We start from the raw sequence: 20,386 nt of genomic DNA, 5'->3' as shown, positions 1-20,386 counted from the left end.
TGGGGTGACCTGCTACGCACTCACCAAACGTTCACCATGCGACGGTATTTTCGGCCGTCGAGCGAATGTCTGATTAGTGCGGCTCTTTGCGTTCGAAACGCGCATGCGTCACGGCCTGTGCCCGGCTCGCTCCGGTGCGCACCGGCACGCCCAGCCGGCACTTCTCCAGGTACCCCGCGATCTGCTCGTCGTCCCACCCGCCCGCTTCGCGCAGCCCCGACGCCAGGTGCGCCAGATAGGTGTCGGTCGGCCGGCTGTGCGCGACCTCGTCCGCGCTCCACGGTGCCGTGAACGTGAGCAGCGGCAGCCCGTCCAGCGAGCCGGGGTGCACCAGCGTCTCGTAGCGCCCCGGACCGAGCTGCACGCGGCCCCGGGCCAGTACCGCCGCCAGGTCCAGATCCGCCGACGGCGCCCGGTGCATCTCCTGCGCCGCGATGTCGGAGAACTGACCCGCCGTCACCAGATGGGCGCGCCCCCACACCTCGCCCGGCCCGTCCGGGTCGTAGAACGCCACACCGCCCGTCCAGTTCCGCGACTCCAGCGCGAAGTACATGCACCCCGGCAGCACGACCGGTGCGGAACGGACCGGCGGCCGGGGATCACGGCACCCCGGGCAGGTGCGCGCGCCACCCGGCGGCCGTCCGCCCGCCAGGTAGTGGCGCAGCCGCGCGGCATGCATGTTGGAGCCGTACGACACGTACCAGACGTACACCGCCTCATCCCTTCTTCCGCACGTGCGGGACGAGCGGCGCAACCTTCCCGATCCGCATGCGAAGCCGCACTTCAGGCAAAATGCCGATCCGTACGCCATGGTGCGCCCGCCGGTACCGCAAAACGTTCATCGAATCCTGCGGTTTGGTAAAGAAAAGGCAGTGAGCCCTGTTCAGAGTGGGGTGGCAGAAGACAGGATCCCCCGTACAGCTCTGTGATCACCGCCGCCGCGCGCGGCGCATTATGCAGGGGGAACCGCCTCGTGAGACGAACAGCAGCGCTCGGCGCTGCCGGCACCCTGGTGACCGGCACGCTCATAGCCGGAGCAATAGCCGCCACGCCCGCCACCGCGGGCCAGCAGCACCAGCGCGGATCGGCCGAAGCCCGCGGCGTGCAGGTCGCCGCCGCCCGCGCCGCCCAGACGGGTATCGACTGGCAGGACTGCCCTGCCGACTGGGGCCTGAAGGCCCCCATCCAGTGCGGCTACGTGACCGTCCCGGTCGACTACGCCAAGCCCGACGGCCGCACCATCAAGATCGCCGTGGACCGCATCGGCAACACCGGCGGCAAGAAGGAGCGGCAGGGCGCCCTCCTCTACAACCCCGGCGGACCGGGCGGCTCGGGCATGAAGTTCCCGTCCCGCGTCACCGGCAAGAACGCCGTGTGGGCCAAGACCGCCAAGGCGTACGACTTCGTGGGCTTCGACCCGCGCGGCGTCGGCCACTCCGCCCCGATCTCCTGCGCCGACCCGCAGGAGTTCGTCAAGGCGCCCAAGGCCGACCCGGTGCCGGGCAGCGAGGCGGACAAGCGGGCCCAGCGCAAGCTGGCCAAGGAGTACGCGCAGGGCTGCAAGGAGCGCAGCGGCGCCCTGCTCCCGCACATGACGACGCCGAACACGGCCCGTGACCTGGACGTGATCCGCGCCGCCCTGGGCGAGAAGAAGCTCAACTACCTCGGCGTCTCCTACGGCACCTACCTCGGTGCCGTGTACGCGACGCTCTTCCCGGACCACGTCCGCCGGATGCTCGTCGACTCCGTCGTCGACCCGTCGCGCGAGAAGGTCTGGTACCAGGCCAACCTCGACCAGGACCTCGCGTTCGAGACGCGCTGGAGCGACTGGAAGAAGTGGGTCGCCAAGCACGACGCCGTGTACCACATCGGCAACACCGAGGCCAAGGTCCAGGCGAAGTGGGAGCAGCTGCGGGCCACCGCCAAGAAGAACCCGATCGGTGGCGTCGTCGGCCCGGCCGAGCTGACCAGCTTCTTCCAGAACGCGCCCTACTACGACTCCGCGTGGGCCTCGACCGCCCAGGTGTGGAGCGCGTACCTCGCCGGCGACGAGAAGCAGCTGATCCAGAACGCGGGCCCGGACATGAAGGACACCGCGGGCAACATCGCCTCCGAGAACAGCAACGCGGTCTACACGGCCGTCGAGTGCAACGACGCCAAGTGGCCCACCAGCTGGCGCAAGTGGGACCGGGACAACACCCGCATCCACCAGAAGGCCCCGTTCATGACCTGGGCCAACGCCTGGATGAACCTGCCCTGCGCCACCTGGCCGGAGAAGCAGCAGACCCCGGTGGACGTCACGACCGGCAAGGGCCTGCCCAGCGTGCTGATCGTCCAGAGCACCCGTGACGCGGCCACCCCGTACGGCGGCGCCGTCGAGCTGCACAAGCGGCTGAAGGGCTCGCGCCTGATCACCGAGCAGGGCGCCGGCTCGCACGGTGTGACCAGCCTGGTCAACCCCTGCATCAACGAACGGGTCGACACCTACTTCCTGACCGGGAAGACCGACTCCAAGGACGTGACGTGCGCCCCGCACGCCACCCCGGAGCCGAGCAAGGCGTAGCCGACGGCCGCCGCGCGGGCGGCGGGACCGGTCCGGCCGCCCGCGCCCCGCGCCGGTGAGCGGTGATCCGACGAGCCCCGTACTCCTGGGAAGTCCTGCCAGGAGTACGGGGCTCGGCGCTGTCCGTACGCGAGCGGTCCCGGCCGGGGCGGGGGCGGCGAGCTGCGCCGCTACCGCGGCGCCGAGCGAGTGCCCGACCAGGTGGAGCTCACCACCGCACGGACGCTTCACCCTGCGAGCGCGTCACGGCCGGCCACAAAGAGCAAAGGCAAAAAGAACAAAGGCAAGGAGTCCGCATACTCCTTGCCACTCTCAACTTATAGCGCACAGGGGGGCTTGCGGCAAGGCCCCTGTCGTCCCGCACAATCGGCGCCTAAAGCCAGGACCTGCGGAAATGGATGTTGTGATGATCGACGTGATCGTGGTCGGCGGCGGACCGACCGGCCTGATGCTGGCCGCCGAGCTGCGGCTGGCCGGAGTGGACGTGGTCGTGCTGGAGAAGCTGGCCGAACCGACCGAGCAGTCCCGCGGACAGGGCCTGCACGCACGCAGCGTCGAGATCGTGGACCAGCGCGGCCTGCTGGACCGGTTCCTCGCGGTCGGTGAGAAGTTCCAGGTCGGCGGTTTCTTCGGTGGCATACACAAGCCGTGGCCCGACCGGATGGACACGGCCCACCCGTACAGCCTCGCCGTCCCCCAGCCGGTCACCGAGCGGCTGCTGAACGAGCGCGCCCTCGAACTCGGCGCCGATATCCGGCGCGGCTGCGAGGTGGTCGGGCTGAGCCAGGACGAGGACGGGGTGACCGTCGAGCTGTCCCCCGCGGCAGGAGGAGACACGCACCTGCGCTCGCGTTACCTCGTGGGGTGTGACGGCGGTCGCAGCCTGGTGCGCAAGTGGGCCGGCATCGGCTTCCCCGGCGAGCCTGCCACGGTCGAGACGCTGCTCGGCGAGATGGAGGCGACCGAGGACCCGGCGACGATCACCGCCGTCGTCGAGGAGGTCCGCAAGACCGAGCTGAGGTTCGGCCTCCACCCCGTCGGCGAGGGGGACGACAGGAGGTACCGCGCCATCGTGCCGGCCGACGGCGTGGCCGAGGACCGGGCGACCGCGCCGACCCTGGAGGAGTTCAAGCGGCAGCTGCGCGCGTTTGCGGGCACCGACTTCGGCGTGCACTCGCCGCGCTGGCTGTCCCGGTTCGGCGACGCCACCCGGCAGGCCGAGCGTTACCGGGCCGGCCGGGTACTGCTGGCCGGCGACGCGGCGCACATCCACCCGCCGACCGGCGGGCAGGGCCTCAACCTGGGCGTACAGGACGCGTTCAACCTCGGCTGGAAGCTGGCCGCCGCGGTCAACGGCTGGGCGCCGGAGGGCCTGCTGGACAGCTACCACGCGGAACGGCACCCGGTGGGGGCCGCCGTGCTGGACAACACCCGCGCGCAGATCACGCTGCTGGGGTCGGGTCCGGGGCCGACCGCGCTGCGGGGGCTGCTCTCGAAGCTGATGGACTTCGAGGAGGTGAACCGGTACGTCACCGAGATGATCTTCGCGGTCGGGGTCCGCTACGACTTCGGCGAGGGGCACGAACTGCTCGGCCTGCGGATGCGGGACGTGCAGCTGAAGCAGGGCCGCCTCTACGAGCTGATGCACGGCGGCCGCGGCCTGCTGCTCGACCAGACCGGCCGGCTCTCGGTGGAGGGCTGGGCGGACCGGGTCGACCACGTCGCCGACGTCAGCGAGGAACTGGACGTGCCCGCGGTGCTGCTGCGGCCGGACGGCCACGTGGCGTGGGTCGGCGAAGACCAGCAGGAACTGCTCGCCCGGCTGCCGCAGTGGTTCGGGGCCCCGTCGGCTGAGCGATCCCCGCGGCCGGGGGCTGAGACGTCGCGGTGAACAGCCGCCCGGCAGCGGGCGGCTGTTCGGCGGTCACCTGCCACCGCCGGCCCTGCCCTGTGCGTCCCGGCCGGTCCGCCGCCGACCCGGATTGATCGAACGTAGGTTCCTTTACTGCTATATGCTCCCGCTGACACCACCCGACCGCTTTCGTCCCGCCGTGGCACAGCACGGCGCCGGGCCGCGAAGCGCGTCGGCCACGCTCACGAACTGGGGGGCCAGTGAAGAGATCCACGACGACCGCTTTCGGGCTCGGTACTGCCGGTCTTGTCCTGCTCGCGGTGACGGCGCCCGGCGCTCAGGCCGCGCCGGCGCCCGCGCGTTACACCGAGGCGCAGATAGCGGCCATGGGCCCGGAGGAGCAGGGCAAGCTGCTCACGCCCCTGCGCAACATAGCCAACGCGGTCGACCGCGTCGGCTCGGGCGCCCAGGCGGGCATATACGCGGGAGTACGTATCGACGCTCCCCGCGGGACCGTATACGTCTACCTGACGGACACCTCCCGCGCGGCGGCATTCGTCAAGGCCGTCTCGGCGGCCGACCGCAGCATTGACACCCGCAAAATCACCACGGTGAAGGCCGCGCACACGCGGCGGGCACTGCACGACGCCCGCGACCGGCTGTTCGCGCAGGAAGCCGCGCGCAAACTGCCGTACGCGATTCACTCGGTGGCGATCGCGGCCGACGCGTCGGCCCTGGAAGTGGCCGTGGACAAGCCCGGCGTGGCCGCCAAGGCGGCCGGGGCGCACCGTCAGCCCAGCGCGCGGAGCCTCAGCCCGGCGCAGGACGTCCCCCTCGTCTTCAAGCAGGGGCAGCGCGTTTCCTCCGCCAAGTCCTGGGCGGACGTGAGGTGGAAGGACGGCACGCCGTTCATCGCCGGCGACGTCCTGACCGACGGCTCGGAATACTGCACGGCCGGACTGCCCGCCGTACGCAAGAGCGACAACAAGCCGGTCATGGTGACGGCGGCGCACTGCTTCGCCAATGGCGCGAAGATATACACCGGGTCGGGTACCACGCCCAAATTCGGCAAGTTCTACGACGGGCTGAACGGACTGACCGGCAATTACGTCGGTACGGTGAACGGCGTCTCCACGGCCTGGGACGCGGAACAGCTCATCGGTGCCGACAACAACGCCGACGTGAGCGAGACGGCCGGCTACAAGCCCGTCACCAGCGTCGCGTACTCGCACAACGGCGACTTCGTGTGCCAGAACGGCGCCGCGTCCTTCTTCATGAACCAGGGCACGGTCTGCGGCATCAAGGTGACCAACGAAGACATCACCTACAGGCTCGACACGGGGTGGCAGGTCCGCGGCGTCGAGGGAACGCGGCTGCCGAGTAATCCGTGGACCGTCGCGCACGGCGACAGCGGCGCCATGGTGTACACGGCGAACGGTTCGGCACGCCAGGCGCGCGGACTCGTCTCGGCACTGTCGGGCACGCACCAGACCAACGCCGGCAACTACATGTACTGGACCGAGGCGACGGACATCTTCAACCACTTCGGCCTGAAGCTCAATCCCAAGACCTGAGAGACGGCGGCCCTTCGGATTCCGTGACCACCGAATGCGGCAATCACCGGAACCCGAAGGGCCCCGCATACGTCCCATCCACATGAAACGCCCCAAGAGCCGCACTCTCGCAGCCGCCGCCGTCACCCTTTCCGCCGGGCTTCTGATCACCGCGTGCGGCCAGGAAACCCCGGCGTACGGGAAAGCCGCCCCGTCCGCGAATTCCCGTCCCCTCAGCAGGCCGGTGACCGCCGACGCGGACGGCCGGAAGCTCACCACGGTGGTGCCGGTCGGCGGCTGCCAGCACGCGGGCTTCTCCGCCTCCGAAACGGAGAAGTCCGTGACCCTGTCCCTGACCCTGACGCGGCGCCAGCAAAAGGGAGAGGTCTGCACCGCGAACGTGAAACTGGAGCACGTGCACACGGAACTCCGCAGGCCGCTGGGGCAGCGTGAAATCATCGACGCGGCAACGGGTGAACCCGTCGCGGTGACAAAGGGCTGAAAGAAGTCATCACTCCGCAGGGCCTGGCTGAACCCGCGCTGACCGCCCCGTACCGAACTACCGGAAGCGCCGGATAATACCTCGCTGCGACTGCTGCCGCGCCTTCGCCTCGTTCGCGTACATGTCGACGTACTCCTGCCCGGAAAGCCGCAGGATCTCGTACATGATTTCGTCGGTGACGGCGCGCAGCGCGGCATGCTCGCCGTCCAGCCCCGCGAACCGCCCGAATTCCAGGGGCTTGCCGAAACGGATCGTGATCCGCATGGCACGCGGCAACCGCCGCCCGGTGGGCTGCGCCTCGAACGTCCCGATCATGGCGCACGGCACCACCGGCACCTGCGCCTTGATCGCCATCGCCGCCACGCCCGTACGCCCCTTGTAGAGCCGCCCGTCGTGCGACCGCGTCCCCTCCGGGTAGATCCCCAGGACCCGCCCCTTGCGCAACACCGCCAGCCCGGACCGCAGCGCGGCCTGCGCCGCCTTGCCGCCGGACCGGTCCACCGGAATCTGCCCGATGCCCCGGAAGAACGCCGCGGTCAGCCGCCCGCGCAGCCCGGGCCCTGTGAAGTACTCGGCCTTCGCCAGGAATGTCACCCGTCTCGGCACGATCACCGGCATCACGAAGTGATCCGAGAACGACAGGTGATTGCCCGCGATGATCGCCGCCCCCTCCGGCGGCACATGCTCCAGGCCCTCCACCCGAGGCCGGAAGACCAGTCTCAGCAGCGGCCCCAGGATCACGTACTTGAGCACCTGGTAGAACACAGCGGTTCTCCTCACTCTCCGGAACCAGCTAAACGGCACTGTTTTCGCAGGTCAGGCGAGTCGCAAGGGCCTCAGTGTAGATGCAGGCACGGTCATCCGTAACCACCTGTGGGGGATCGGGTACGGCGCCCGCGCGGCCACCGCCCTCTCTCTAATCAAGTTTGACTAGATGGCTTCTGGAGGCGTACCTTCTCCTTGGCGCGGTCACATGACCGGACCGCGCTGCCGAGGACCGTGAGGAGCTGTTCGCGTGACCTTCCTGCCCGACACCGGATACGTACCGACCGACGAGGACCGTGCGAGCCTGGACGCCTGGTTCGCCGAGTACGACGCGCGCAGCGCGCAGCGCGACGTCGAGCGCATGGCCGACATGGCGGTGTTCCCCCTCAACCTGGTGAGCGACGACTCGGCGGGCGACGGCCGTTCGGCACAGTGGGACCGCGACCAGTTCGTCGCCACGATGACGCACGTAATGGGCGAGGGGAGCGAGGACATCACCTTCGAGTCCACCCGTACGCCGGTCTTCCTCTCGCCCTCGATGGCCGTCGTCTTCACGGACTCGACCATGACGTCGGAGGGCCGGACCCAGCAGCTCCGGTACGCCGACATCCTGGTGCGCCGTGGCGGCAAGTGGGCCTTCCAGACCATGATTCAGGGCGGCTGGGGCGACAACCTGTAGGAACGCCCGGCGGTCCGGGAGGGGCAGTGTAGGGGGCCGTGACGGCGGAAGGGCAATATCCGTCGCATCGTGCGGAGCCCTGAGTCGGTACCACTGTGCCGTCCGTAGAACTGGGTGCCCACCGTGCACGGAAGCCGACTGTGTCACCACGGCGGCCCACCCGTGCGCTCCCCTGTGGCCCAGTTGGAGGTCAGTGAAGTGAGCCACCGATACGCGAGCAAGAGTCACCGTCATGTGAACAAGCGGACCGGCGCCCTCGTGGGCGGGGCAGCGGCAGCCCTCGTGGCGGCGGCGGTCGTGCTCCCGCATGCCAACGCGAGCGCGGAGCGGCCGCGGCCCCCGCGTACCTTCTCCTCCGAGTCGGCCGCGCGGGTCGCGGCGAGCCTGAAGGCGGACCTCGGTGCCGACCGGACGGCGGGTTGGTACCTGGACACCGCGAAGCGGCAGCTCGTCATGAACGTCCTGTCGGCGGACGATGCGCGACGGGTGGAGGCCGAGGGGGCCGTCGCAAAGGTCGTACGCAACAGCGCGAGCGAACTGCTGGCGGCCACACGGGCGTTGAGCGACCATGCGGCCATACCCGGCACCGCGTGGTCGGTCGACCCGAGGACGAACCAGGTCGCGGTCCTCGCCGATCGCACGGTCACCGGTGCGAAGCTGGCCGCCCTCACCACGGCCGTCGAGAAGCTGGGCGGCGGCATCGCGAGCGTCAAGCGGTCGCCGGGGGAGTTCCGGCGCTACGACGGGGGCGGCGGCCAGGGGCCGGGCGGGGCCGGGGGCGCGGCCGCTTCGCCGCTCGGTGGCAGCGCCATATTCGGCGGGGGCGCCCGCTGTTCGCTGGGGTTCAACGTCACGGTCCAGGGCGCCCCGGCCTTCCTCACGGCCGGGCACTGCGGCAAGGGCTCTCCGACCTGGTCGGCCGATCAGGAGGGTGGCCAACCGCTCGGGACGGTGACCGACGCCCGGTTCCCCGAGAGCGACTTCGCCCTGGTGGCGTACGACGATCCAGGGGCCAGGCCGGAGAGCGCGGTCGACCTCCAGGACGGCAGCACCCAGCAGATCACCCGGGCCGCGGAGGCCGCCGTGGGGACGCGGGTGCAGCGGTCGGGCAGCACCACCGGCTTGTCGGACGGGACCGTCACCGGCCTGAACGCCACGGTCAACTACGGCAACGGCGACATCGTCAACGGGCTGATACAGACGGACGTGTGCGCGGAGCCGGGCGACAGCGGCGGCCCGATGTTCTCCGGTGACGCGGCCGTGGGACTGACCTCCGGCGGCAGCGGCGACTGCACGCAGGGGGGCGAGACCTTCTTCCAGCCGGTCACCAAGGCGTTGGAGGCGACGGGCGCGCAGATCGGGGCCGGGGACGGGGGCGGCGAGGGGTAGGTGTGGCTCTCCGCAACGGCTGTCGCCCCGTCCCTCACCGCAGCTGCTGCCGGGCGTGCGTGTCCGACGGCCGGGCCTCCTCTGGGGATGGCCATCGAGCCGCTGCGCGAGGCCGCCGAAAGCGGCCCGGCGCCGCTCGGACCCGCCCCCCGCCGCGCGAGCGAGTGCCGGGCCTCGGTGCGGCCTACGACCCGAGGCAGGCCAGGGCCACCGCCGTGTGCACGGCGGCGCCCACGGCCAGGGCCTGTTCGTCGTAGACGACCCGGCTGGAGTGGTTGTCGGGCACCTGGCCCGCGGTGTGTCCGGGCGGGCAGGCGCCGAGGAACGCCATCGCCCCCGGCACGCGCTGCAGGACGAACGCGAAGTCCTCGGCACCCATGATCGGGTGGGGCAGCGGACGCACCCGGTCGGGCCCGAGCAGCCCGGACGCCGCGCGCGTGACCAGGCCGGTGAAGTCCGGGTCGTTGACCACCACCGGTGTGATGTCCGGCAGGTCCACGTCGGCGGTCAGGCCGTGCGCCGCCGCCACGCCGCCGGCGACCCGGGCGATGCCTTCGCGGACCGTCTTGCGGCTGGCGTCGGAGAGGGTGCGGAACGTGCCGGTGATCTCCGCCGTGTCGGGAATGATGTTGCTGGCCGTACCGGCCGTGACGCGGGTGACGGTGAGTACGGCCGGCTCGAAGACGTTGACCGTACGGGTCACCATCGTCTGCAGCGCTGGACGATCTCGCAGGCCACCGGTACGGGATCCAGGCCCCGGTGCGGGGCGGCGGCGTGCGCGCCGCGGCCGCGGACGGTGATGTAGAGCATGTCGGCGGCGGCGGACTGCGGGCCAGGCCGGAGGTGGACGGTGCCCGAGTCGTGCCGGGTGGTGATGTGCAGGGCGAAGGCGGCGTCCACCGGCCCGCCCTCCGGGGTGTCCAGCACCCCTTCCTCGATCATGGGCTGGGCGCCTTCGCAGATCTCCTCGGCCGGCTGGAACATGAATACCACCCGGCCCGCCAGCCGGTCCCGCCGGGCGGCGAGCAGCCGGGCCGCGCCGAGGAACATGGCGGTGTGCGTGTCGTGCCCGCAGGCGTGCATGACGCCCGGCGTGCGGGAGGCGAAGCCGAGCCCGGTCTCCTCGGTTTGGGGAAGGGCGTCCATGTCGGCGCGCAGCAGGAGGGTCCGGCCGGGTTTCGCGCCGCTCAGCGTGGCGGTGACGGAGGTGAGCCGGTCACCCGTTTCCACGGTCAGGCCGAGACCGAAGAGTTCGCGCAGCACCTTCTGCTGGGTGCGGGGCAGTGCGGTGCCCAGTTCCGGTGCGCGGTGGATCTCGCGGCGTACCGCGGTGATGTGCGGCAGAAGCCGCCGGGCGTCGTCGAGGAGCGTGCGGTCGCTGTCGTCTCCCATGTGCCCCATGATGAGATCGCGCCGCCCGTGAGGCCAGTGCGCCTTGCCGTGCCCGGCCGGCGGGCGCGCGGGACCGCCGGTGGCGTGCGCATGCCGTCCGTACGGCACCCGCCCGCCACCACGCGGATCAGGCCGCTGCCGACCGCCCGCTGCGCAGGCGCGTCAGCACGAGGTGGGCCGTGACGCCGAAGACCAGTCCCCAGAAGGCCGATCCGATGCCCGCGATCGTCACCCCGGACGCGGTGGCGAGGAAGGTGATCAGGGCCGCCTCGCGGTCCTTCTCCTCCTTGACCGCGCCGGTCAGACCCCCGGCCAGCGCACCGAACAGCGCGACACCGGCCACCGCGGCCACCAGCTCCTTGGGGAGCCCGGCGAACAGCACGACGAGGGTCGAGCCGAAGGCGCCGATCAGGAGGTAGAAGACGCCGCAGGAGACGCCGGCCACGTACCGGCGGCGCGGGTCGCGGTGCGATTCGGGGCCGGTGCAGATCGCCGCGGTGATCGCGGCAAGGTTGATCGCATGCGAGCCGAACGGCGCCAGTGCCGTGGAGACCAGCCCGGTCGAGCCGATGAGCAGCCGGTCCTTGGGCTCGTAACCGGACGCACTGAGCACGGCCATGCCGGGCGCGTTCTGCGACGCGAGGGTGGCCAGGATCATCGGCACGGCGATGCCGATCAGCGAACCGGCCGAGAACGCCGGGGTGGTGAGCACCGGCTTCGCCAGCTCGACGTGGTCGATGTGGATGTCCAGCCGCGCGGTGACCGCGCTGAGCAGCACGCCGGCGGCCAGCGCCAGCAGCACCGCGTACCGCGCGATCCAGCGCTTGCCCAGCAGGTACGCCACCAGGACCGCGCCGGCGATCCACGGCGCGGTCTTCAGCGAGGTGAACACGCCGGTGCCGAAGGAGAAGAGGATGCCCGCGAGCATCGCCGACACCACGGCCGTCGGCACCTGCCGCATCAGCCGCCCGAACACGCCGGTCAGCCCGACGAGCGTGATGACGACCCCGGTGACGACGAAGGCGCCGACGGCCTCCGCGTACGAGTACGCGCCCAGGCTGGTGACGAGGAGCGCCGCACCCGGCGTGGAGAACGCCGTGATGACCGGCATGCGGGTGCGCAGGCTGAGCGCGATGCACGTGAGGCCGCTGCCGATGGATATCGCCCACACCCAGGAACTGGTCTGGGTACGGTCCAGGTGGCCCGCGTTCGCCGCCGCGAGCACGATGACGAGCGGCCCGGAGTACGAGACGATCACGGCCACGAACCCGGCGAGCACGGCCGACAGCGAGGCGTCGCGCAGCAGCCCCGGCCGTGCCGCCGGCGAGCCGTCCGGCGGGTCCGGTGGGGGAGTGGTGCCGGTCGGCTGGATGCCGCGGGTGGTGTCCGAACTCAACGCTCTTCCTTTGCGGCGCGTTCCAGTGCCTGTTCCAGGTCGGCCACGAGGTCGGCCGGGTCCTCAAGGCCGATGGACAGGCGGATCATGTCCTTCGGGGACGTGCTGCCCGGCCCCTCGAAGGTGTACCGGTGTTCGACCAGACTTTCCACCCCGCCCAAGGACGTCGCCCGGATGAAGAGTTCGCAGTTCTCCGCCGTCCGCAGGGACCGCTGCCAGTCCCCGGCGACGTGCAGGGACAGCATGCCACTGAAGCCGCCGCGCATCTGGCGGGCCGCGGCCTCGTGGCCGGGATCGGTGGGCAGCCCGGGGTAGGCGACCCGGCTGACGTGCGGGTGGTCGGCGAAGTGCTCGGCGAGCGCCTGCGCCGTGGCCGATATCTGCCGCATGCGCGGGAAGAGCGTACGGATGCCGCGCATCAGCAGGTACGTCTCCAGCGGGCCGAGGATCGGTCCGGTGAGCCTGCGGTGCAGCCGCAGCCGCTCCCACAGCGCCTCGCGCGTCTCGGCCGCGGCGCCGTCCCCGCCCTCGGACCGCGGCGCCAGGGCGAGGAAGCCGGCCACCACGTCCGTGTGGCCGTTGAGGTACTTGGTGCCCGAATGCATGATCAGGTCGGCACCGAGCTCGAAGGGCCGGGTGTGCACCGGCGTCGGTACGGTGTTGTCCACCGCGAACAGCGCCCCGGCCCGGCGCGCGATACCGGCACAGGCCGCGAGGTCCGTCACCAACCAGGTCGGGTTGGCGGGGGACTCCGCCCACAGCAGCGCGGTCGGCGCCGCCGCCACCGCGGCCGCCACCGCGCCGAGGTCGTCCATCGGCACGCTGACGACGTCGAGGCCGCGCGGCCCGCCGAACTCGGCCAGCCACTTGGTGAGTCCGAAGTACATCGTCCGCGGCACCACGACCCGGGCGCCGGCGGGCAGTACCTGGAAGACCGCCGTCGCGGCGGCCATCCCGGAGGAGAAGACCAGGGCGTCCCGGCCGCCTTCGAGGCCCGCGAGGACCTGTTCGACCTGCTCGTAGCCGGGCGTGCCCTGGTCCCGCAGGTAGGCCAGCCCGGCGGGCGAGCGGTACTGCGCGTCACGCGCGAACGTGGCGCCCAGCTCGATGGGCGGCGGTACCGACCCGGTGGCCGGCGAGCGCCAGCCGTCGCCCTGCGCGGCGCGGGTCGCCGGGCGGTACTCCTGCCGCCAGGGAGTGAAGATGTCACGGACGTTCATCAAGGCCTCGCAGTCAGCTGGTCGAGCGCGGTTCGCAGGGCGAGTTCGGCGTCCATCAGCGCGCGCGAAGGCGCGCCGGGAGACGGTATGTAGTGGTTGTAGTAGCTGGAGCCCTCGGTGTGCGGCCCGAGGAAGAACAGCCGCGGCTGCACCGTTCCCGCAGGGTCGATGCCGCGACCGTCGCGGGTGACGTGCAGGCCCGTGGCGCTGCCGCCCCGGCGGGCGAGCGTGGCGACGCGGCCCGCCGCGACGAGCGTGCCGAGCAGGGAACCGGGCAGCTGGTCGGCGGGCGGCTCGGTGACGTGCGCCGCCACCACGTGGTCGGCCTCGACGGTCTCGGGCCGGCCCAGGCACGTCGATTCGAGCCGCCACGACGCGGCGCCGCCGGACGGTGCGAGGACCTTGGCCCGCGGCCCGGGGCCCAGCCGCAGCACGCCCGCTTCGAGCAGTGAGAGCAGTTCGGCGGAGCGGTCCAGCTGCGGCCCGATCACCAGCCGGTTGACGGTGGCGGTGAACTCGCCGAAGAACCGGTCCAGCGACGCGTCGTCGAGTCCCGGCGGGTCGACGACCGCCCGCAGCACGTCCCGGTGGTCGCGCGGCACCTCAAGGGCTTCCTTGACGGGGCTGCGGCCCAGCCCCGTACGGGCCTCGGCCAGGTCCTCCGCGACCTCGACCGCGAACCACCGCGCGTACTCCTCCTGCCCGTCCCACTGCAACTCCGTGGCCCGCGCGTCGAGCACGCCCCGCAGCGGGTACGGCCCGTAGTGCTCGCGGCACTCGTCCAGCAGGGACCGCCAGCCGACGCGCCCGGCGCGCCGGGCGAACGTGGCGCCCGCGGTGGCGAAGTCGTCCAGCTTGTTGCCCAGCACCGTCCGGTAGTAGGCGAGTTGCATCTCCGCCTCGATGAGCGGCAGTACGTCGGCGGAGAAGTCCAGCCGCCCGCCGGCGCGGGTGGCGCGCAGCTCGCCGAGCGCTTCCACGGTCAGCGCGAGGGGCGCGAAGCGCAGCCGGCCGGGGTTCAGGTACGGGCGGCTGCGGGACGGCAGGCCCGAACGGTTGGTCAGGACGATGCGCGGTTCGCGGCCGCTGGGCACGTACCGCAGCCGCCCGCCACCGCGCTCCCCGGGCCCGCCGGTCTGCTCGTGCCGGCCGCCGCGCCCCAGGGTCAGCGACGCGATGACGTCCATCGCGGTGAGGCCGGTGCCCAGGACGGCGACCCGCTCACCGGGGGCGATGCCGTCGAGCACGGTGGGCAGCGGGTACGGCCGGGTCACCAGCCGAGGTTCCGCCATCGCCCGCTCGGGGTGGTAGAGGGAGTGGTGCCCGACGGTGACGAAGACCGCGTCGGCGTCGACGGCGGTGCCGTCCGCGAGGACGACGGTCTCGCGGTCCGCCGGGCCCGGCCGTACGTCGAGGGCCTCGGTCCGGTGCCACACCAGCCGCATGCACTCCGGGGCCGCGGCGCGGATGCGGTCGGCGGCCCAGGCGAGGTATTCGTGCAGCAGCCGCCGGGGCAGGTAGTCGTTCGGCTCGATCTCCCGGCCCCGGCCCGCTCGTACGGTGTGTCCGTCGTCCCCCAGGCGGAGGTCCCGCGAGCGGCACCACTCGTGCAGGCTGGGCCCCTTCGTCATCGCCGGGCCGTCCACCATCCGCTCGTCGGCGAACGCCGTGACCTGCGTGCAGACCGTGTTCAGCAACAGGTGGTCGGGCTGGTCGGCGAGGTGGAACCCCGGGCCGGGCGGCCGCGGGTCGACGAGGTGGACGGTGACGGGTAACGGCCGCGCCGCGCAGCGGCTGACGAGGCGCTCCAGGACGCCCAGCCCGCGCGGGCCGACGCCGATGACGGCGACGACGGGCGGGTGGTCCGTGTGCTCGGGGGTCACCACCGGCGCGTCTCCCCGAAGAAGTCGGGCACGCTGACGGCGGTGCCCGCCTCGCGCGCCTGCCGGAGGGCGAAGGCGCCCACGGCCAGGTCCAGGACGCCGAGGCCGAACGGCGAGAAGACCACCGGCCGGTCCGCGGTGAGCTTCACCTTCCCGTTGAGCACGCCGGCCAGCGTCCCGGACACGAAGTCGCGGCTGCCGGTGAGCTGTTCGGCCAGGTGGGGCGAGGTGTTGGCCTTCATGCAGTGCTCGACGTCGTCGAGGACGTTCTGCGCGCCCAGCACCACTTCGGGCGCCAGGTCGCGCAGCGAGATGTTCAGCACGACCTGGCCGGCCGCGAACGGCCGGTGGACGTAGGGCTCCAGCGCGGTCGTCGCGAACACCACGGTGTCCGCCTCCAGCGCGGCGCCTAGGTCGGACGTGACCGAAGCCGGCCGTTCCTGGGTGGCGCGCACATGCTCGGCGAGTGCCCGCGCCGAGGGTTCGTGCAGGTCGTGTACCACGTACGCGTCGGGTACGCAGCCGGCGGCGTGCAGGTAGTCGCAGATGTTCCGGGCGATGACGCCGCCGCCCACGACCGCGACGCGGGTGCCGCTGAAGCCGTCCGGGCGCAGCGCCTTCGCCGCCACGGCGGCGGAGGCCGCGGTCCTGGCGGCGCTGATGTTCGCCGCCTCCAAGAGGGCGATCGGATAGCCGGTCTCGTAGTCGTTGAGGACCAGTACGGCCGAGGCGCGCGGTATGCCGCTCTCCGTGTTGCGGGGAAAGCTGGATATCCACTTGATGCCGGCCAGCCCGGCCTCCGCGCCGAGAAACGCGGGCAGCGCGATGATGCGGGAATCCGGTTTCTCGGGAAAACGCAGGAAGTAGCTGTCCGGGTTGGTCGTCTCGCCGGATTCGTGGCTGCGGTAGGTTCGCGCGACGATATCCAGGACGTCGCCGCGGCTGCTTCGCAGGATGTCCAGTACGGAGTCGCCTGGCACCACGTCGAAATTGAACATGCCGAATGTCCTCTTCTCAGGCGTGCGCCTGGTCCATTTCCGTTTCCGGGTCGATGAGGTACGGCCATCGTTCGGCCACCCACGCGTCGTTGTAGACGGTCTCCAGATAGCGCTCCCCGAAATCCGGGGAGATCGCCGCGACGACACTGCCGGCCGGGATGTCCTTCGCCGCTCTGCGTACCGCGGCGAGTACGGTCCCGGTGGACCCGCCGAGCAGCAGCCCGCGTTCCTCGGCCAGGACGCGGCACATTTCCACGGCCTCGTCCTCCGGGACCAGCACGATGTCGTCCACGTGCCGTTCGTCCAGGATCTCCGGGCGGCGGCTGGTGCCCAGCCCGGGAATGTGCCGCCGCGACGCCGCGCCGCCGAAGGTGACGGACCCCAGGACGTCGACCGCGATGACGCGGGTGGCCGGGCTGTGCTCGCGCAGGTACCCGGCGCAGCCCATCAGCGTCCCGGTCGTGCCCGCGCCGATGAACGCGTAGTCGATGTGGCCGAGCGCCTCGACCATGGCGCGTCCGGTGCGCTCCCGGTGCGCGCGCGGCCCGGCCGCGTTGGCGTACTGGTTCAGCCAGTGCGTGTTCCGGTCGCGGCGCAGGCGTTCCTGGATGTAGTTGATGCGGGACTGCAGATAGCCGCCGTTGCCGTCGCGTACGTCGATCACCACGACCTCGGCGCCGAGCGTCTCCATGAGGCGTACGGACCGGTCGTTGGCGTTCGGGTCCGTGACGCAGGTCAGCGCGTATCCCTTGGCCGCGCACACCATGGCGAGCGCCACCCCGAGGTTCCCCGAGGTCGACTCGATGAGCCGCGTCGCGGGAAAAGGGAGGCCTGAATTCTCGGCGTCGGCGACCAGGGCCACGGCGGTTTTGAGCTTCACCGAGCCGGCCGGATTGAGGCCCTCGATCTTCAGGAAGACGGAGCTTCCCGGGACTAGTCGGTCGACCCGGACGAAGAGATCGTCCAGGATGAGATCATAGACTTCTTCTGCTATCACTGGAATCCAAGGTGATGGAAAGTGGGCATGCGCAGCGGCCGCACCGGACCGAAAAGCGCATGCGGAGTCGAACTCACGCGTGGTGAGCAAGGCATGCAGAAGAGATGGAACCCCCCGTTCCGTTCCCCCGTGGGTCGCGCCAAGTCCCCCGTTTGAGCGCGACGGTGACACCTTTACGGAAAGATACCCGCTGGAGCGAGATCCTTCCAGTATTCGAGGTGATTGAATGGTCAACCCGTACGGTGGGCCGACGCGTTTTTATGCGTTATTGACGAGGAGTTACGCCCTCCGCTCCCTGGTACGGGGGCTGGATCCCGTCCGCGGAGAAGCCACGGGCGCGGGCGTGGCCGACGCGTGTCAGAGCGGCGCGAGGCGGGCCTTGAGCAGGCAGAACTCGTTGCCTTCGGGGTCGGCCAGGACATGCCACTGCTCTTCGCCTGTCTGGCCGATGTCGGCCGGGCGCGCACCGAGCTTCAGCAGGCGTTCGAGTTCGGCGTCCTGGTCGCGGTCGGTGGCGTTGACGTCGATGTGCAGCCGGGACTTCCCCTGCTCCGGCTCGTCCCGGCGGCTGAGGAAGAGGGTCGGCTGCGCGCCGCCGAACCCTTCGCGCGGCCCGATCTCCAGCGAGCCGTCGTCCTCGCGACCGAGCACGACGAAGTCCAGGACCTCGCACCAGAACCGCGCCAGCGCCTCGGGGTCGCGGCAGCCGAGCACGAGTTCACTGATACGACATGCCATGAAGAAACCTGCTCTCATTCCGGGAACCGCCGGGGAGGCCACACGCGAACCCCATGGGCTCCCAGCAGTGCGAACAACCCCGCGACCGTACCGGAGGAGGTGAGCACGGGCGAAGCGATTTCGGTGCGGGCCCGTCCGCTCGGCCCGGAAGGCCGTCCACGACACCGGCCCCGGACCGCGACGAGGCGCGGTCCGGGGCCGGTGTCGTGCGGCAGTGCGGGGGCCTGCTCGGCCCCGCCGGCTCAGCAGCTCAGGTTGCCGCCCGTGGAAGTGCCCAGGATCTGGGTGAACTTCTTGAAGTTGTCGATGCGGCTCTGTACCTGGCCGGGGTTGTTCCCGTTGCACTCCAGGCTGCCGTTGATGCTGCGGATCGTCTCGCCGAAACCGCGGTCGTTGACGATCGCGTCGTGCGGCGTCATGGTGCCGGGGCCGCGCTGGGTGTTCCAGTACCACAGGCCCGTCTTCCAGGCCACGGCCGAGTCGGTCTGCACCAGGTTGGGGTTGTGCAGCAGGTCGATGCCGAGTGCGTCACCCGCCGCCTTGTAGTTGAAGTTCCAGCTCAGCTGGATCGGCCCGCGCCCGTAGTAGGCCGCCTGGCCGGCCGGGCAGCCGTACGGCTGGTTGCGGTCGCAGTAGTGCGGGTAGTTGGCGGTGTTCTGCTCCACGACGTGGACGAGGCCGCCCGTCTCGTGGCCGACGTTGGCGAGGAAGGCGGCGGCCTCCCGCTTCTTTATGGTGTCGCTGCCGGTGTTGGCGAAGCCGGGGTACGCGCTCAGTGCCGCCTTCAGCCCGTTGTAGGTGTAGAACGGGTTTCTGTTCGGGAACATCTGGTTGAACTGCGCCTCGCTCACCACGAAGCCCGAGGGGTTGGTGCCGCCGCCACAGTTGTACGGCTCCCAGAACCAGGTGCTGATGACCGGGTCGTAGCCCGGGTTGTCGTGCTTGGCGCGGTAGTACTGGCCGTTCGTGTACTTGACGATGTCGCCGGTGACATAGGGCTTACCGGCGGTCCAGACAGTGAAATTGCAGCTCGCGGCGGGGGTCGCGGTGCCAGGGGTGGGGGCCGCCGTGGCGGGCGGCGCCGCGACGGCGAGCGCCGTGGCGCAGGCGGCGGCCGAGAGCACGGCGGCGATACGCTGCTTGAGCAACACCTGATCACTCCTCAGTGCGGCGGGGACGCGGAAGATCGGCGACGGACGGTCCGGCGCGCGACGAGCCCCACGGACCGCGCTCCGATTCGCAAGCGCGATCGCGGGTGATAGGTACTCAACTCGCCTGGTCTGTACCAGTCAAGAGGCTCTGGGTCCAGATCGGGGAACGGACAGCAATCGGTCAGCCCAGCGGACGAAACGGGCGGTGGCGGGCCCCTGGAAGGGCCCGCCCGCGGCTGCCGGCGCGATCAGGTGAGCAGGCGCAAGAGGTGGGCGCAGGCCGCCGGTTCGTCCGGGTGCCGGGTGATGACGTGGTACGCGCCGCGCTCGTACGCGCCGGTCTCCCACGCCCCGTCCGGAGCCTGCCGCAGGAACAGGAAGTCCGGGGGCGTGGGGGACGGTTCGTGGACTCCCTCGATGCGGTAGTGGCCGTCGGCCACGCCTGCCGCGATCAGCGCGGCGCGTACGGCGCGGCGGTCCCCGGGTGCGTGCGTGGAGGGGGTGCCGGCCGGGCCCTGGCTGTCGGCTTCCGCGGCCGTCATGTGCTCACGGGCTTGAGGAAGCCGTGGTCCAGGAGCCACTTCACATTCAGCCGCTGTCCCTGGCCCGGGTCCAGGAACACCGGGTCCAGCTTGATCTGCTGCCCGCCACCGGGCTGCTCGAACCAGGGGGCGATGCTGCCCTGCCACACCCAGAACGGCTTGGCGACCTTGTACACGTGGTAGTCGCACGGCGCGGCCGCCTCGCGTGTGTTGAGGTTCTGCGGGGGCAGGGAACGTTCGGCGTACGGGTCGCCCGCCGGTGCCAGGTAGCCGCCGAACTCCGAGCCGAAGCGGTCCAGCCGCTGGCCGGGGCGCAGCTTCGTGGGTTCCTTGTCCACCGTGCCGTTGACCTCGCCGAAGCCGTCATTGGGCGGGTACTTCCAGCCGCCCGTGTCCGCCGGGCCCTCCCAGTACTTCTTCAGGAAGGCGGACGGCGACAGCTTTCCCGTCCTCTTGTAGTCCTTCAGCAGCGGCCCCACCGGCGCCTGCCGCTTCCCGGGCAGCCACTTCGGGCCGAGCCGCGCGTCACCCTGGAATTCCCCGGTGCAGGGCTCGTGCCGCGGTGCGGTCGCGGCGACGGCGGCGGATCGGTCGTCCGGCTGCGGCGTCGCGCTCGCGGCGGTCGGTGCCGCCGCCAGGCCGGCGGCGAGGCCGAGGGCGGCGAGTACGGTACGTATGCGGTTCACTCGGGAGTCCCTTCACGCGCTGATGTCCCCTCAGGACAGCGGAGCGCAGGGTAAACGTTTCGTCACCGGGTGCGCCACGG

At 71.1% G+C, this 20,386-nt stretch carries 19 protein-coding genes; 6 read left to right on the top strand and 13 right to left on the bottom strand.

Going from position 1 to position 20,386, the window contains the following annotated elements; translation table 11 throughout:
- Positions 1–73: 73 nt before the first annotated feature.
- Entirely contained in the window at positions 74–712 is a 639-nt protein-coding gene (locus ACH4K4_RS31000) for a histone deacetylase (protein ID WP_398171812.1), read from the bottom strand.
- Positions 713–973: 261 nt separating this feature from the next.
- On the opposite strand from ACH4K4_RS31000, the gene ACH4K4_RS30995 reads away from it, so the two are divergent.
- The 4 genes from ACH4K4_RS30995 (at position 974) to ACH4K4_RS30980 (ending at position 6,470) form a co-directional block, all read left to right on the top strand.
- Positions 974–2,563, top strand: coding sequence for an alpha/beta hydrolase (locus ACH4K4_RS30995; RefSeq protein WP_398171811.1), 1,590 nt, complete (start codon positions 974–976; stop codon positions 2,561–2,563).
- 406 nt (positions 2,564–2,969) lie between these two features.
- Positions 2,970–4,454, top strand: a complete 1,485-nt coding sequence (rox, locus tag ACH4K4_RS30990) for a rifampin monooxygenase (protein ID WP_398171810.1) — start codon at positions 2,970–2,972, stop codon at positions 4,452–4,454.
- A 221-nt stretch (positions 4,455–4,675) separates the two neighbouring features.
- Positions 4,676–5,989 (top strand): peptidase, encoded by a 1,314-nt coding sequence (locus ACH4K4_RS30985; RefSeq protein ID WP_398171809.1) that lies wholly within the window; start codon positions 4,676–4,678, stop codon positions 5,987–5,989.
- An 82-nt stretch (positions 5,990–6,071) separates the two neighbouring features.
- Positions 6,072–6,470: a hypothetical protein gene (locus ACH4K4_RS30980; RefSeq protein WP_398171808.1), complete on the top strand. Its 399-nt coding sequence runs from the start codon at positions 6,072–6,074 to the stop codon at positions 6,468–6,470.
- Between the two features lie 57 nt (positions 6,471–6,527).
- Here ACH4K4_RS30980 and ACH4K4_RS30975 read toward each other — a convergent pair whose 3' ends face one another.
- The gene (locus ACH4K4_RS30975) at positions 6,528–7,235 is read right to left on the bottom strand and encodes a lysophospholipid acyltransferase family protein (RefSeq protein ID WP_398171807.1); all 708 of its coding nucleotides are present in this window, start codon (positions 7,233–7,235) and stop codon (positions 6,528–6,530) included.
- A 250-nt stretch (positions 7,236–7,485) separates the two neighbouring features.
- On the opposite strand from ACH4K4_RS30975, the gene ACH4K4_RS30970 reads away from it, so the two are divergent.
- Together ACH4K4_RS30970 and ACH4K4_RS30965 are read left to right on the top strand one after the other, a co-directional pair.
- Positions 7,486–7,914, top strand: coding sequence for a DUF4440 domain-containing protein (locus ACH4K4_RS30970; RefSeq protein ID WP_398171806.1), 429 nt, complete (start codon positions 7,486–7,488; stop codon positions 7,912–7,914).
- A 234-nt stretch (positions 7,915–8,148) separates the two neighbouring features.
- Entirely contained in the window at positions 8,149–9,303 is a 1,155-nt protein-coding gene (locus ACH4K4_RS30965) for a S1 family peptidase (protein WP_398171805.1), read from the top strand.
- A gap of 184 nt (positions 9,304–9,487) precedes the next feature.
- Here ACH4K4_RS30965 and ACH4K4_RS30960 read toward each other — a convergent pair whose 3' ends face one another.
- The 11 genes from ACH4K4_RS30960 to ACH4K4_RS30910 all read right to left on the bottom strand — a co-directional run bounded on the left by ACH4K4_RS30960 (position 9,488) and on the right by ACH4K4_RS30910 (position 20,306).
- Positions 9,488–10,009 (bottom strand): M20/M25/M40 family metallo-hydrolase, encoded by a 522-nt coding sequence (locus ACH4K4_RS30960; protein ID WP_398171804.1) that lies wholly within the window; start codon positions 10,007–10,009, stop codon positions 9,488–9,490.
- Positions 10,003–10,695: a M20 family metallopeptidase gene (locus ACH4K4_RS30955; protein ID WP_398171803.1), complete on the bottom strand. Its 693-nt coding sequence runs from the start codon at positions 10,693–10,695 to the stop codon at positions 10,003–10,005. Before ACH4K4_RS30955 ends, ACH4K4_RS30960 begins: the two co-directional genes overlap by 7 nt.
- A gap of 127 nt (positions 10,696–10,822) precedes the next feature.
- Positions 10,823–12,091, bottom strand: coding sequence for a benzoate/H(+) symporter BenE family transporter (locus ACH4K4_RS30950; protein ID WP_398171802.1), 1,269 nt, complete (start codon positions 12,089–12,091; stop codon positions 10,823–10,825).
- Positions 12,088–13,311 (bottom strand): trans-sulfuration enzyme family protein, encoded by a 1,224-nt coding sequence (locus ACH4K4_RS30945; protein WP_398171801.1) that lies wholly within the window; start codon positions 13,309–13,311, stop codon positions 12,088–12,090. Before ACH4K4_RS30945 ends, ACH4K4_RS30950 begins: the two co-directional genes overlap by 4 nt.
- Entirely contained in the window at positions 13,311–15,197 is a 1,887-nt protein-coding gene (locus ACH4K4_RS30940; protein WP_398171800.1) for an FAD/NAD(P)-binding protein, read from the bottom strand. The genes ACH4K4_RS30945 and ACH4K4_RS30940 overlap by 1 nt, the downstream gene beginning before the upstream one ends.
- Positions 15,191–16,192 carry a 2,3-diaminopropionate biosynthesis protein SbnB gene (gene sbnB, locus ACH4K4_RS30935; protein ID WP_398171799.1) on the bottom strand — a complete coding sequence of 334 codons (1,002 nt, stop codon included), beginning with the start codon at positions 16,190–16,192 and terminating at the stop codon, positions 15,191–15,193. The genes ACH4K4_RS30940 and sbnB overlap by 7 nt, the downstream gene beginning before the upstream one ends.
- Before the next feature lie 16 nt (positions 16,193–16,208).
- Positions 16,209–17,189 (bottom strand): 2,3-diaminopropionate biosynthesis protein SbnA, encoded by a 981-nt coding sequence (sbnA, locus tag ACH4K4_RS30930; protein WP_398171798.1) that lies wholly within the window; start codon positions 17,187–17,189, stop codon positions 16,209–16,211.
- A gap of 357 nt (positions 17,190–17,546) precedes the next feature.
- The gene (locus tag ACH4K4_RS30925; protein ID WP_398171797.1) at positions 17,547–17,927 is read right to left on the bottom strand and encodes a VOC family protein; all 381 of its coding nucleotides are present in this window, start codon (positions 17,925–17,927) and stop codon (positions 17,547–17,549) included.
- A 242-nt stretch (positions 17,928–18,169) separates the two neighbouring features.
- Positions 18,170–19,075: a glycoside hydrolase family 19 protein gene (locus ACH4K4_RS30920; RefSeq protein WP_398171824.1), complete on the bottom strand. Its 906-nt coding sequence runs from the start codon at positions 19,073–19,075 to the stop codon at positions 18,170–18,172.
- A 251-nt stretch (positions 19,076–19,326) separates the two neighbouring features.
- Entirely contained in the window at positions 19,327–19,620 is a 294-nt protein-coding gene (locus tag ACH4K4_RS30915; RefSeq protein WP_398171796.1) for a hypothetical protein, read from the bottom strand.
- Positions 19,617–20,306, bottom strand: coding sequence for a TNT domain-containing protein (locus ACH4K4_RS30910; protein ID WP_398171795.1), 690 nt, complete (start codon positions 20,304–20,306; stop codon positions 19,617–19,619). Before ACH4K4_RS30910 ends, ACH4K4_RS30915 begins: the two co-directional genes overlap by 4 nt.
- Positions 20,307–20,386 lie beyond the last annotated feature (80 nt).

Source organism: Streptomyces sp. NPDC017529 (assembly GCF_044329785.1).
Classification (GTDB): domain Bacteria; phylum Actinomycetota; class Actinomycetes; order Streptomycetales; family Streptomycetaceae; genus Streptomyces.
Note: the sequence above shows the minus strand (reverse complement) of the source record. Positions and strands in the feature narration are given on the sequence as shown.